The organism is Streptomyces sp. Tue6028, assembly GCF_002300165.1.
GTDB classification, from domain to species: Bacteria; Actinomycetota; Actinomycetes; order Streptomycetales; family Streptomycetaceae; genus Streptomyces; species Streptomyces siamensis.
Map to the genome: position 1 here is coordinate 542,727 of NZ_MLCE01000021.1, position 12,797 is coordinate 555,523.

General features: G+C 72.0%; 10 protein-coding genes. 7 read left to right on the forward strand and 3 right to left on the reverse strand.

Features of this window, described 5'->3' with window-relative positions:
• Positions 1-25 precede the first annotated feature (25 nt).
• Positions 26-1,879, forward strand: a complete 1,854-nt coding sequence (gene ilvD, locus BKI49_RS20820; protein ID WP_095935767.1) for a dihydroxy-acid dehydratase — start codon at positions 26-28, stop codon at positions 1,877-1,879.
• Positions 1,880-2,022: 143 nt separating this feature from the next.
• Here the strand turns inward: ilvD and BKI49_RS20825 are convergent, their stop codons facing one another.
• Positions 2,023-4,398, reverse strand: coding sequence for a serine/threonine-protein kinase (locus tag BKI49_RS20825; RefSeq protein ID WP_095935768.1), 2,376 nt, complete (start codon positions 4,396-4,398; stop codon positions 2,023-2,025).
• Between the two features lie 134 nt (positions 4,399-4,532).
• Here BKI49_RS20825 and BKI49_RS20830 point away from each other — a divergent pair, with 134 nt between their 5' ends.
• The 3 genes from BKI49_RS20830 to BKI49_RS20840 all read left to right on the forward strand — a co-directional run bounded on the left by BKI49_RS20830 (position 4,533) and on the right by BKI49_RS20840 (position 6,614).
• On the forward strand, positions 4,533-4,868 hold the full coding sequence (locus BKI49_RS20830; protein ID WP_095935769.1) for a peptidase: 336 nt from the start codon (positions 4,533-4,535) through the stop codon (positions 4,866-4,868).
• An 82-nt stretch (positions 4,869-4,950) separates the two neighbouring features.
• Entirely contained in the window at positions 4,951-5,445 is a 495-nt protein-coding gene (locus BKI49_RS20835) for a hypothetical protein (protein WP_095935770.1), read from the forward strand.
• Positions 5,446-5,822: 377 nt separating this feature from the next.
• Complete coding sequence (locus BKI49_RS20840) at positions 5,823-6,614, forward strand: class I SAM-dependent methyltransferase (protein WP_095935771.1); 792 nt, start codon at positions 5,823-5,825, stop codon at positions 6,612-6,614.
• Here BKI49_RS20840 and BKI49_RS20845 read toward each other — a convergent pair.
• The gene (locus BKI49_RS20845) at positions 6,578-7,999 is read right to left on the reverse strand and encodes a SulP family inorganic anion transporter (RefSeq protein ID WP_095935772.1); all 1,422 of its coding nucleotides are present in this window, start codon (positions 7,997-7,999) and stop codon (positions 6,578-6,580) included. The two genes, BKI49_RS20840 and BKI49_RS20845, sit on opposite strands and share 37 nt — an antisense overlap.
• A gap of 322 nt (positions 8,000-8,321) precedes the next feature.
• On the opposite strand from BKI49_RS20845, the gene BKI49_RS20850 reads away from it, so the two are divergent.
• The 3 genes from BKI49_RS20850 to proC all read left to right on the forward strand — a co-directional run bounded on the left by BKI49_RS20850 (position 8,322) and on the right by proC (position 11,008).
• On the forward strand, positions 8,322-9,281 hold the full coding sequence (locus BKI49_RS20850) for an ABC transporter ATP-binding protein (protein ID WP_441350891.1): 960 nt from the start codon (positions 8,322-8,324) through the stop codon (positions 9,279-9,281).
• Positions 9,278-10,102 carry an ABC transporter permease gene (locus tag BKI49_RS20855; protein ID WP_095935774.1) on the forward strand — a complete coding sequence of 275 codons (825 nt, stop codon included), beginning with the start codon at positions 9,278-9,280 and terminating at the stop codon, positions 10,100-10,102. Before BKI49_RS20850 ends, BKI49_RS20855 begins: the two co-directional genes overlap by 4 nt.
• Before the next feature lie 96 nt (positions 10,103-10,198).
• Positions 10,199-11,008 (forward strand): pyrroline-5-carboxylate reductase, encoded by an 810-nt coding sequence (proC, locus tag BKI49_RS20860; RefSeq protein ID WP_095935775.1) that lies wholly within the window; start codon positions 10,199-10,201, stop codon positions 11,006-11,008.
• Positions 11,009-11,201: 193 nt separating this feature from the next.
• Here the strand turns inward: proC and trpS are convergent, their stop codons facing one another.
• Entirely contained in the window at positions 11,202-12,200 is a 999-nt protein-coding gene (gene trpS / locus BKI49_RS20865; RefSeq protein ID WP_095935776.1) for a tryptophan--tRNA ligase, read from the reverse strand.
• Positions 12,201-12,797 lie beyond the last annotated feature (597 nt).

Here is a 12,797-nt window from a genome sequence, read left to right on the forward strand (position 1 = left end):
TAACTCTCCGAAGGAGCGAGCGACGATGCCCGAGCTGAGGTCCCGCACAGTCACCCACGGCCGCAACATGGCGGGCGCCCGCGCCCTTATGCGCGCCTCCGGTGTACCGGGCGCGGACATCGGGCGGAAGCCGATCATCGCGGTCGCCAACTCCTTCACGGAGTTCGTGCCGGGCCACACCCACCTCCAGCCGGTCGGCCGGATCGTCAGCGAGGCGATCAGGGAGGCGGGCGGCATCCCGCGCGAGTTCAACACGATCGCCGTCGACGACGGCATCGCCATGGGCCACGGCGGCATGCTCTACAGCCTGCCCTCCCGCGACCTGATCGCCGACAGCGTCGAGTACATGGTCGAGGCCCACTGCGCCGACGCGCTGATCTGCATCTCCAACTGCGACAAGATCACCCCGGGCATGCTGAACGCCGCCCTGCGGCTGAACATCCCGACGGTCTTCGTCTCCGGCGGCCCGATGGAGTCCGGCCGTGCGACCCTCGTCGACGGCACGGTCCGCACGCTCGACCTGGTCGACGCGATCTCCGACGCCGTGAACGACAAGATCTCGGACGAGGACATCCTCCGCATCGAGGAGAACGCCTGCCCGACCTGCGGCTCGTGTTCCGGCATGTTCACCGCCAACTCGATGAACTGCCTGACCGAGGCGATCGGCCTCTCCCTCCCGGGCAACGGCTCGGTCCTGGCCACGCACACCGCCCGCAAGGCGCTGTACGAGAACGCCGCCCGCACGGTCATGGACATCACCCGGCGCTACTACGAGCAGGACGACGAGACCGTCCTGCCCCGCAACGTCGCCACCTTCGCGGCCTTCCAGAACGCGATGGCCCTCGACATCGCCATGGGCGGCTCGACCAACACGATCCTGCACCTGCTGGCGGCGGCGCAGGAGGCGGGCGTCCCCTTCGGCCTGGAGGAGATCAACGAGGTCTCGCGCCGTGTGCCCTGCCTCGCCAAGGTCGCCCCGAACGTGGCGAAGGACCGCACGTACTACATGGAGGACGTGCACCGCGCCGGCGGCATCCCCGCGCTGTTGGGCGAACTGCACCGCGCGGGCCTGCTGAACGAGGACGTGCACGCCGTGCACAGCCCGTCCCTGGCCGACTGGCTCAAGACGTGGGACGTGCGCGGCGGCTCCCCGTCCGCCGAGGCGGTCGAAATGTGGCACGCGGCCCCCGGCTGCGTCCGCTCCGCCGAGGCGTTCTCCCAGTCCGAGCGCTGGGAGGCCCTCGACGAGGACGCCGAGGGCGGCTGCATCCGTTCCGCCGAGCACGCGTACTCCAAGGACGGCGGCCTGGCGGTCCTCACGGGCAACCTCGCCGTCGACGGCTGCGTCGTGAAGACGGCCGGCGTCGACGAGTCCATCTGGACCTTCGAGGGCCCGGCGGTCGTCTGCGAGTCGCAGGAGGAGGCCGTCCAGAAGATCCTCACCCAGCAGGTCAAGGAGGGCGACGTCGTCGTCATCCGCTACGAGGGCCCCAAGGGCGGCCCGGGCATGCAGGAGATGCTGTACCCGACCTCGTACCTGAAGGGCCGCGGCCTGGGCAAGACGTGCGCCCTGGTCACCGACGGCCGCTTCTCCGGCGGCACCTCGGGCCTGTCCATCGGCCACGCCTCCCCGGAGGCGGCCGCGGGCGGCACCATCGCCCTGGTGCGGGACGGCGACCGCATCCGCATCGACATCCCGAACCGCTCGATCGATCTGCTGGTGGCGGACGAGGAGCTGGACGCCCGCCGCGAGGCGCTGAACGGCGTGTACGCCCCCGCGAACCGTGACCGCAAGGTCTCCGCCGCCCTGCGCGCCTACGCCGCGATGGCGACCAGCGCGGACAAGGGCGCGGTGCGCGACGTCTCGAAGCTGGGCTGAGCCCGGCCGGCGGCCACGACGGCCGCCCGGACCGACAGCCGTGCGAGGGGCCGCTCCTTCAGGAGCGGCCCCTTCGCTTTCCCCTCACGCCCGGGCGTGAGGGGAAAGCGAAGGGGCCGCGTCGGAACCCCGGGGCTCGTGCCTCACCACGCAGACGGATCGCGGGCGTCGACCGCGAACAGCGAGCCGTCCGGGGCGGTCCCGTAGACCCTGCCCGGGGCGGCGACCGGAGCGGGAAGCACATTGACGAGAGAGCCCCGCCGGTCGCCGAGGCGTGCCTTCGTCTGGCCGAGCAGGGTGCCGCGCGCCGTGTCGACCGCGAGGAGCCTGCCGTCCACGGCGCTCAGGTACAGCCGGTTCCCGGCCACGACGGGCGCGGACGCCCAGCTGACGGACGTCTCCGCCCGCCACAGCTGCTTCGACGTCCTGGTGTCGACGGCCACCAGCGCGCCGCCGTCGGCCAGCAGATAGACGGTGTCGCCCGCCACGGCGGCCTGCGCGCCGGGCAGCGGGAAGCGCAACGCGACCCGCTCGGCCGCGCGGTGGGCGACGTCGTAGCGGACGACGGCGTCGGTGTAGCTGTCGGTGGCCGTCGAGGTGAACCACACCGCCCCGCTGTGCGCGCCCACGATGCTCAGCGTCCCGGCCAGGTGCCGCTGCCAGCTCATGGCACCGGTCTGCGGGTCGACCGCGGCCACCCGGGTCTCCTTCCCGGCCGCCGTCACCGCGTAGGCGACTCCGTCCCCGTACGAGGAGAAGCTCGGCATCGTCTGTCCCGGGAGGGTGTGCTGCCACTTCTCCTTGCCGGTGGCCGCGTCGAGTGCGGTGACCCGGGAGTCGGGGCCGGTGAGCAGGACGACGCCACCGGCGTGCGCGACGCGCCCCTCGTAGCGGGTGACGTCGCGGCTCCAGCGGGTCCTGCCCGTGGCCGGGTCGAGCGCCGACAGCTGCTTGCCGCCCCGGCTGAGGACGTGCAGGAGCCCGCCGGAGAGGACCGGTTCCTGGGCCACGTCGGTGCCCCGCCGGGCGGTGTCGTCCCGGGACCACAGCACCCGGCCGTCCGTCGCGTCGACGGCGGCCGCCAGCACACCGGGCCTGATGCAGTACAGGGTGTGCGGTGTGTACGTGCAGTGCGGCTGGCCCGTGGCCTCGGCGCCCCGTGCGGTCAGCTCGACCTCCCACGGCCGGAAGGCGCTCGCCGACCGCTGCCGGGTGTCCTTCTTCTGCGGTGCCGGGTCGTCCGATCCGGCGAGGAGGACCGTGGCTCCGACGGCCACCGCGACCGCGAGCCCGGCCGCCGCCACGGCGCGGAGCAGACGCCGCCGGGCCGACCGCGGCCCGGCCGGGTCTGTCTCCGTCCCTGATGTCCCGGGCGTCCCGGGCGTGCCGGGCGTGCCGGGCTGCGCGGGCCTGTTCTCGGGCGCGGGTGCCCCGGGACGCGCCGGACCGCTGCCGCGCGCGTGCGTCTCGTCGTCGGCCGCCGGACCGCTCCCGGCTCCGGACACCGGACCGCTCCAGGCATCGGACACAGGTCCGCTCCCGGACGCGGGACTCGCGTCGTCGGCCGCCGGGTCGGTCCACGGCGAGGCGGCCGAAGGGGAGGGTGCGTCCGCCCGTTCCTCCTGCGCGTGCCGCTCCGACTCCCCGTTCCGGGTGCGCTGTTCGGGTATGAACGCCTGGGTGTCGTACGAGGCCGACACCGAACGCAGCGCGGTCATCAGCTCGTCCGGTGTGGGCCGGTCCTCGGGCTCCTTGGCGAGGCACCGCGAGACCAGACCTGCGATGTCCTCCGGCACTCCTGTCAAGTCCGGCTCGTCGTGGACGACTTGATACGCGACGAGATACGGACTGTCCGAGTCGAAGGGCCCGCTCCCGGTGGCCGCGTGCACGATCACCGAGCCCAGCGCGAACACGTCGGCGGCCGGTCCGACCTGCCGTGGCCTGCGGAACTGCTCGGGAGCCATGAACGGCGGCGTGCCGATCAACTTGCCGGTCTCCGTGCGCAACTCGCTGTCCGAGGGCCGGGAGATGCCGAAGTCGATGACCTTGGGACCGTCGCCCGCCAGCAGCACGTTGCTCGGCTTGAGGTCGCGGTGCACGACACCGGCCCGGTGGATGTCGCGCAGCGCCTCGGCCAGCCCGGCCATCAGATGGCGCAGCCGGGCGGGCGGCAGCGCGCCGTTCCGCTTCACATGCTCGGCAAGGGTCGGCCCGGGGATGAACAGGGTGGCCATCCACGGGTGTCCGGCCTCCGGGTCGGCGTCCACCACGGGCGCGGTGAAGGCGCCGCTGACCCGTCGGGCCGCCGCGACCTCCTGCCTGAACCGCCCCCGGAATTCCGGGTCTTGAGCGAACTCGGCGTGGACGACCTTGACCGCGAGCCGTAGCCCGGAGGCGGACCGTGCGAGATGCACGATGCCCATGCCACCGGATCCGAGTTCTGCCTCCAGCAGGTACTGCCCGGCGTACCGCGGATGTTCCGCTTCCGGGTCCGTACCGGTGCTGCGCCGTGGCGGCATCACTCACCCCCGTGTGTTCGTCCGCACGCGCGACGCGCAGAGCCTAGTCGATGCTTCGTGCGAAACCTCGGCGGCTTGCTAGCCTCGGCGCTCAGCATGAACTTGGCGTGAACCATTCACGGGGGGAGGCCAGAATGGCCACGGAGGACATCGAGATCACGGGCGCGGCGGAGACGGCGGACGCCGAGGCTCTGAGCGCCGGGACACTGAGCGCCGAGGCGGCGCGGACGTACCCGCTCGCACCGGGGTACAGCGTCAACGTCCGCAGCGGCCCGGGCACCCACTACAGCATCGTCCGCACCCTGCCGGCCGGCTCCAGCATCCCGATCCGCTGCCAGTGCCCGGGCGAGACGGTCACCGGCCCGTACGGGACGTCGAAGATCTGGGACAACATCGCCAACGCGCAGTTCGTCGCGGACGCGTACGTGAAGACCGGCAGCGACGGATACGTCGCCCCGCGCTGCTCCTGACCGAGGACGGTCCCGGCCGTCGTCCGACGACGGCCGGGAATCCCGCGGCGGAGCGCCGGAGCGCCGGAGCGATAATCGTCGGGTGAGCGACGAGACAGAGACCGGCACCCCTGCAGGCCCCCGGCCCGAGCCCCTGCGTTTCTTCGGGACGACCTGGGTGGCGCACGAGGGCGGCTACACGGGTCGCCGGATCGGGGTCGCCGTGGGGTCGCTGGCCGCCGCGGTGGCCTCCTGCCTCGTACTCCGCTTCGCCTACCAGGGCCTCGCCATCGCGGACGTCGGCAAGCCGGTGACCGTACTGGTCGTGGTGATGTTCGCGGTGTGCAGCGCCCTCGCCTTCCGTCACACCTGGGACTCGTTCGCCAAGCGCCCCGACGCGGAGCGTCAGGCGTCGCTCCGCGGTCTGCTGGCCATCGGCTTCATCGGCTCCCTCTTTGCCTACTTCTTCCGCTCCCTCACCGAGGCCCCGGGCGAGCGACTGCACCGCGAGGAGTACGAGGAGGCCCGGCAGCAGTACGAGCGGCGCAGCAAGCGCCGTACGGGCAACCCGTCGAAGAAGCGGGGCCGACGCTCCTGACTCCTGGCCTCGGATCGGGGTCGGGACCCCGGTAGCCGGGGCTCGTTCGTGGTTCCTGTGCGTGGCTCGTGGGCGTGGGCGTGGGCGCGGGCGCGGGATCGGGCGCGGGATCGGGTGACCGACTGCGGGCAGGGCCGAGTCACCGCCGAGATGCCGGGCCGCCGAGGTGCCGAGATGCCGCGCAGCCCGGGCTGCCGCGATCCCGGGCTGCCGCGATGCCGGGCTCACCGGGGCGCGGTCCGCAGCCGCGGCAGGCCGAGCCGGAACCCGGTACGTGTCCCCGGGGGCAGGTACCGGACGACAGGCGGCGGCGCTCAGCCAGGGGCACCCGCCGAGGTCCCCTGCCCCCGGCTCGTACCACCCGCCACCATGGACACATGACCGCTTCCGCCTCCGCGTCCTCGCACGCCACCCGAGCCCACTCCTTCAACGCCGCCGCGGCCCAGTACGCCGCGAACCGCCCCTCCTACCCGCCGGCTCTCTTCGACGCGATCGAGGACCTGGCGTCCCGCCCGCTCGCGGGTGCGAGGGTCGTCGACGTGGGTGCGGGCACCGGCATCGCGACGGCGCTCCTGCACGCGCGGGGTGCGGACGTGCTCGCCGTGGAGCCCGGCGAGGGCATGACCGCGCAGTTCCGCCGCACCCTGCCCGGCGTCCCGATCGTCCGGGGCACCGGCGATGCCCTTCCGCTGGCCGACGCCTCCGTCGACTTCCTCACCTACGCCCAGGCCTGGCACTGGACCGACCCGGCTCACTCGGTGCCCGAGGCGCTGCGCGTCCTGCGTCCGGGCGGCGCCCTCGCCCTGTGGTGGAACACCGACGCCCTGGACGTTCAGTGGATCGCCGAGGAGGCCGAACGCGTCCAACGGCACTTCGGCATCGACCCGGTCGTGGAGAAGAGCGGCAGCGGCGCCCGGGCCGCCGCCGCGCTCGCCGCCGACCCGAGCCGACGGCTGGACTTCGACCGCCGCCAGGTCCGCTGGAGCCGCCGAGTCGCCCTCGACACGCATCTCGCCAACCTCGGCAGCCACTCGGCGTTCCTGGTCCTCGGCGAGGAGGCCACCCGGGCGTTCCTCGCCGAGGAGCGCCATCACCTCCTGCCCCTCTTCCCGGACGGAATCGTCGAGGAGACCTACGTCGTGGACCTGCTGGTGGCGACCCGCTCGTGATCCCGCCCGGCGGCCCAGCCCTCCAGGGCCGCCGCACACGCGTGGTCCAGATGTCGGAGCCCGCCCAACTCCAGCCGTACGTCACGGTCGTGAGGCAGCGCCTCCAACGCGTCCAGCAGCTTCGGCAGCCGCAGGAAGGTGGCGTTGCCGACCACCCGTACGACGATGCCCGCGGTCCCGCGGTCCTCCGTCTCCACGTGGACATGGCTGATGTCCCACGCCGTCTTCGCCACCGCGAGCGCCAGCCCGGCCAGCACGCCCTCGAACAGGTTCCCGACCACGATGGCCACGGCCGTCACCGTGAGCACCACCAGCTCGCCCCGGTGCGCCCGCCACAGCGGCCGCAGCTCCCGCACCGGCACGAGCTTGCAGCCCGCGTGCACCAGCAGCCCGGCCAGCGCGGCCACCGGGATCACGCCGAGCACTCCCGGCACCACGGCCGTGAAGAGCAGCAGCCACACCCCGTGCAGCACCCGCGAGGCCTTGGTCCGCGCCCCGGCCTGCACGTTCGCCGCGCTCCGCACGATCACCGCGGTCATCGGCAGCGCCCCGAGCATGCCGCACACGGCGTTGCCCGCGCCCTGCGCGATCAACTCACGGTCGTAGTCGGTGCGCGGACCCCGGTGCAGCCGGTCCACGGCCGCCGCGCTGAACAGGGACTCCGCCGAGGCGATCAGCGCGAACGCCAGCACCGTCCCGATCACGCCCACTTCCGTGAGCCGCCCCAGATCGTCGGCGGACGGCGGACGGACGGCGTCGAGCAGGCCGCGCACCTCGACGCGGCGCACCGACAGGTCGAACAGCCCGGTCACGAGTGAGGCGAGCGCCACCGCCACGAGCGGCGCCGGCACCAGGCGCGCCCCTCGCCGCCACCGCGGCCACAGCAGGAGTACGGCCACGGTGGCGCCGCCGACCGCCAGCGCCACCGGGTCCGCGTCACCCGCCAGCGACACCAGCCCGGCGATCTTCCCGAGCCCGCTGCCGGGCGCGGTCGCGTCGCCCATCGCGTACACCTGGCCGGCGATCAGGACGAGCCCGATCCCGGCGAGCATGCCGTGCACCACGGCCACGGACACGGCCCGGAACCACCGTCCGAGCCGCAGCACTCCGAGCGCGAGCTGCACCAGCCCGGCCGCGAGCACCAGCACACCCAGCGCCTCCACGCCGTACGCACGCACCGCCTCGTACACCAGGACGGTCAACCCGGCGGCGGGCCCGCTCACCTGGAGGCTGCTCCCGGGCAACGCCCCGGCCACCAGCCCGCCGACGATCCCGGTGACCAGCCCCAGTTCGGCGGGCACACCGGAGGCCATGGCGACCCCCACACAGAGGGGCAACGCGACGAGGAACACGACGAGGGACGCGAGTAGATCGGCTTTACGCATGACAACGGCACCTCCGGTCGACGAGCGGGAGATGCGTGGGTGCCGGGCCGGGGGAGGGCACGGCGGACCTGCCGACGCGTCACACGGTCACACGGCACCCGTCGTCCGGGCGCCGAGCGGCATATGTCCGCGCACTGAAATCCATTGTCAGGAAGGGGCGTTGATCGCGCACCCCTTCCGTGCGACAGCCATGTGAACACGGAAGCGAAACGTCCCGCGCACGCCCGGAGCGCTCCCTTCCGATCACGCCGACGCGCGCTTGCGCCGCCTCGTGCGACCGGGGTTGACCGGCGCGCCGCGCAGGAGGAATATTCATCGCATGATGATTATCCGGTCGCGTCCGCCCGACCCGTCGGACCCCTCCACTCCCATTGACCAGCCCGCTGTCCGCGCCCAGGAACTCACCGTCGTCCGAGGAACGCGCACCGTCCTCCGCGGACTCGAATTCGCCGTGCCCCGCGGCCAGATCACCGGACTGCTCGGCCCCTCCGGCTGCGGCAAGTCGACACTCATGCGCTCCATCGTCGGCACCCAGGCGAAGGTCACCGGCACACTCGACGTCCTGGGCCGCCCCGCCGGCGACCCCGCACTCCGCTCCCGCATCGGCTACGTCACCCAGGCCCCCTCCGTCTACGACGACCTGACCGTCCGCCAGAACCTCGACTACTTCGCCGCGATCCTCGACCCCGGCCGCGCCGCCGCCGAACGCCGCCGCGCCGACGTCACCCAGGCCATCGCCGACGTCGACCTCACCTCCCACGCCGACGCCCTCGCCGGCAACCTCTCCGGCGGCCAGCGCAGCCGCGTCTCCCTGGCGGTCGCCCTCCTCGGCACCCCGGAACTCCTCGTCCTCGACGAACCGACCGTGGGCCTCGACCCCGTCCTGCGCCGCGACCTGTGGAACCTCTTCCACACCATCGCCGCGGAGCGGAACGCGACCCTGCTCGTCTCCTCCCATGTCATGGACGAAGCCGAGCGCTGCCACCGCCTCCTGCTCATGCGCGAGGGCCGGATCCTCGCGGACGACACCCCCGACGCCCTGCGCGCACGCTTCGACTCCGACACCGTCGAAGCCGCCTTCCTCCGCCTGGTCGACGAGGCGACAGCGGCCGGCAACCAGCCGGCGAAGGACGCCGAGCGGGCACCGGACACCAAGCCGGCGAAGGACGCCAAGTCGGCGCCGGACGACGAGACCGCGACGGGCGGAGCGTCCGCGGCGGGCGACGGACAGGGAACCGACCCCCGCACCGGCGACCCCACCCGAAAGGAGACCGCCCGATGAGCACCACCAGCACCACCAGCGGCACGTCACCCGCGAGCCCCGGCACCAGCGCTTCGGCGGCCCCCGCACCACGCCCGAACGCACTCAGCCTCTCGCGCACCACCGCGACGGCGACCCGCGTGCTGCGCCAGCTCCGCCACGACCCGCGCACCATCGCCCTGATGATCCTCATCCCGTGCGTGATGCTCTTCCTGCTGCGCTACGTCTTCGACGGGAGCCCCGCCACCTTCGACTCCATCGGCGCCTCCCTCCTCGGGATCTTCCCGCTGATCACGATGTTCCTGGTGACCTCGATCGCCACACTCCGCGAACGCACCTCGGGCACCCTCGAACGCCTCCTCGCCATGCCCCTCGGCAAGGGTGACCTGATCGCCGGCTACGCCCTGGCCTTCGGCGCCCTGGCCATCGTCCAGTCCGCCCTCGCCACGGGCCTGGCCGTCTGGTTCCTCGGCCTCGACGTGACCGGCTCCCCCTGGCTCCTCCTGCTCGTCGCCCTGCTCGACGCGCTTCTCGGCACCGCCCTGGGTCTCTTCGTCTCCGCCTTCGCCTCCTCCGAATTCCAGGCCGTCCAGTTCATGCCGGCCGTGATCTTCCCCCAGCTCCTCCTCTGCGGCCTGTTCACACCCCGCCCCAACATGCACCCCGTCCTCGAAGCCATCTCCGACGTGCTGCCCATGTCCTACGCGGTCGACGGCATGAACGAAGTCCTCAAACACACGGACATGACGGCCGACTTCGTCCGTGACGCCGTGGTCGTCGCGGGCTGCGCCCTGCTCGTCCTCACCCTCGGAGCCGCAACGCTCCGGCGCCGCACCGTCTGACGGCCCGCACCGTCCGCACACCGGACACACCGACCCGTCCGCCCCCCTGAGTGCGAGGATGAACCCAGGACGACGCACCCCGGAGGGCACCCGCACATGACGCAGAAAGTCGCAGTCCTCGGCACCGGCAAGATCGGCGAAGCCCTGCTCAGTGGAATGATCCGAGCAGGCTGGGCTCCCGCCGACCTGCTGGTCACCGCCCGGCGCCCGGAGCGGGCCAGGGAGCTCCAGGAGCGCCACGGAGTCACCCCGGTCACCAACCCGGAAGCGGCGAAGACCGCCGACACCCTGATCCTCACGGTCAAGCCACAGGACATGGGCACCCTCCTCGACGAACTCGCCCCGCACATCCCCGCCGACCGCCTGGTCATCAGCGGCGCGGCCGGCATCCCCACCTCCTTCTTCGAGGAGCGCCTGGCCACAGGCACCCCGGTCGTCCGCGTCATGACGAACACGCCCGCCCTCGTCGACGAGGCCATGTCCGTCATCTCCGCCGGCAGCCACGCCACCGCCGACCACCTCGCCACCGCCGAGGGGATCTTCGGAGCGGTCGGCAAGACGCTCCGCGTCCCCGAGAGCCAGCAGGACGCCTGCACCGCCCTGTCCGGCTCCGGCCCGGCGTACTTCTTCTATCTGGTCGAGGCCATGACCGACGCGGGCATCCTGCTCGGCCTGCCCCGCGACAAGGCCCACGACCTGATCGTCCAGTCCGCGATCGGCGCCGCCGTGATGCTCCGCGACAGCGGGGAGCACCCCGTGAAGCTGCGCGAGAACGTCACGTCCCCCGCGGGCACCACGATCAACGCGATCCGCGAACTGGAGAACCACGGTGTGCGCGCCGCGCTCATCGCCGCCCTGGAAGCGGCCCGCGACCGCAGCCGCGAGCTGGCCTCCGGCAACAACTAGCCGAGCAGCTCCCGACTGCCCGGGCGTCCGGGCACAGCCCCGGGACGCCGGGCAGCCTCCGGGCCGCAGCGGGAGACGGTGGGCCGGCCCACGCCGGCCCGCCGTCCCTCAGCTCACACCGACCCCGCCCGCCCGGCCCCCGCGTCTTCGCGCCCACTCCCCGCCGAGCCCTGTCGACGCGTACGGGACCGCATCAGCCGGCCGGCAGCAGCCCGATCGCCCGATAAGCGGCATCGACTCTCGGCCTCGCCATGGCCCTGGCCTTCTCCGCCCCATTTCGGAGCACCCCCTCCACATACGCAGGATCCGCGCACAACTGCTTGTGCCTCTCCTGTACGGGCCTGAGGAGCTCGACCACGGCCTCGGCGGTGTCCTTCTTCAAAGCGCCGTACGACTCATATACACCGGCCAAGGCCTCGGGGTTCCCACCCTCACAGGCCGCGAGGATCTCCAGCAGATTCGAGACCCCCGGCCGCTCCTCCCGGTCGTACACGACGTCCTGACCGCTGTCCGTCACGGCACGCATGATCTTCTTCCGCACGACATCCGGCTCGTCGAGCAGATAGACCACCCCCGGTCCCACGTCGTCGCTCTTGCCCATCTTCGACGTCGGCTCCTGGAGGTTCATCACCCGTGCGGCGACCTCCGGACGGGTGGCCCGGGGCACCACGAACGTGTGGCCGTACCGCTGGTTGAAGCGGACCGCCAGATCCCGGGTCAGCTCGACGTGCTGGGTCTGGTCCTCCCCGACCGGCACCTCGTCGGTTCCGTACGCCAGGATGTCCGCCGCCATCAGCGCGGGATACGTCAGCAACGACAGCCGCACGCTCCCGCCGCGCTCCCGCTCCCGCGACGCCTTCTCCTTGTACTGGATCATCCGACGCATCTCCCCGTCGGTCGCGACGCACTCCAGCACGTAGGACAGCCGGGCGTGCTCGTCCACATGGCTCTGCACGAACACCGTGCACAGGTCCGGATCGAGCCCGGACGCGAGCAACAGCGTCGCCGCCTGCCTACTGAGCCTGCGCACCCGCGCCGGATCGTGGTCCACGGTCAGCGCATGCAGGTCGACTACGCAGAACAGGGCGTCGGCCCGGTGCTGATCGACGTCGGCCCAGCGCCGTACGGCCCCCAGGTAGTTCCCCAGCGTCAGATGCCCGGTCGGCTTGACCCCGCTGAAGATCCGCGTCATCTCTCCACCTCCTGGTCGAGGCCGCCGCGCCCGCCGGCCGACTCTCCAGGAGGGAGATACAAGAACGGCCGCCGAGGCGGCGGCCGTTGAGTACATACGTGAGTACGGCCGCCGTCAGGCGGCCCACCACAGCTGGGTGCACGTACGCGTTGTCATGGAGACGAGCGTACGCCTCCAGGGCACCGTCCGGGCTCGAGTTGACACACCTTGGCCCCGTCCGTAGTGTTCTCCGAGTTGTCCGACGTGAGCGCCGACTCCGGTCGGTCCCCGGACAGCCATTCCGCACCAAGCACTCAACGATCGACGACCTCGTCGTCGACGCGTTTTCATGCATGTTTGCGAAATGAGGAATCCGCGTTCGAAAGAGCGCGACCCCGATTAGCTCGGGGGCCGCGATTCCGCTAAAGTCTCACTCGTCGGACCGGCCCAACAGCCGCGAAGACAAACCCCGCCGACAGGGAATCGGACACGAAAGAGTCTGATAGAGTCGGAACCGCCGGAAAGGGAAACGCGAAAGCGAGAACCTGGAAAGCGCCGAGGAAATCGGATCGGAAAGATCTGATAGAGTCGGAAACGCAAGACCGAAGGGAAGCGTCC

Coding starts and splice junctions, on each gene's coding strand:
- ilvD (WP_095935767.1), top strand. CDS start 26: ATGCCCGAGCTGAGGTCCCGCACAGTCACCCACGGCCGCAACATGGCG.
- BKI49_RS20825 (WP_095935768.1), bottom strand. CDS start 4,398: ATGCCGCCACGGCGCAGCACCGGTACGGACCCGGAAGCGGAACATCCG.
- BKI49_RS20830 (WP_095935769.1), top strand. CDS start 4,533: ATGGCCACGGAGGACATCGAGATCACGGGCGCGGCGGAGACGGCGGAC.
- BKI49_RS20840 (WP_095935771.1), top strand. CDS start 5,823: ATGACCGCTTCCGCCTCCGCGTCCTCGCACGCCACCCGAGCCCACTCC.
- BKI49_RS20845 (WP_095935772.1), bottom strand. CDS start 7,999: ATGCGTAAAGCCGATCTACTCGCGTCCCTCGTCGTGTTCCTCGTCGCG.
- BKI49_RS20850 (WP_441350891.1), top strand. CDS start 8,322: ATGATTATCCGGTCGCGTCCGCCCGACCCGTCGGACCCCTCCACTCCC.
- BKI49_RS20855 (WP_095935774.1), top strand. CDS start 9,278: ATGAGCACCACCAGCACCACCAGCGGCACGTCACCCGCGAGCCCCGGC.
- proC (WP_095935775.1), top strand. CDS start 10,199: ATGACGCAGAAAGTCGCAGTCCTCGGCACCGGCAAGATCGGCGAAGCC.
- trpS (WP_095935776.1), bottom strand. CDS start 12,200: ATGACGCGGATCTTCAGCGGGGTCAAGCCGACCGGGCATCTGACGCTG.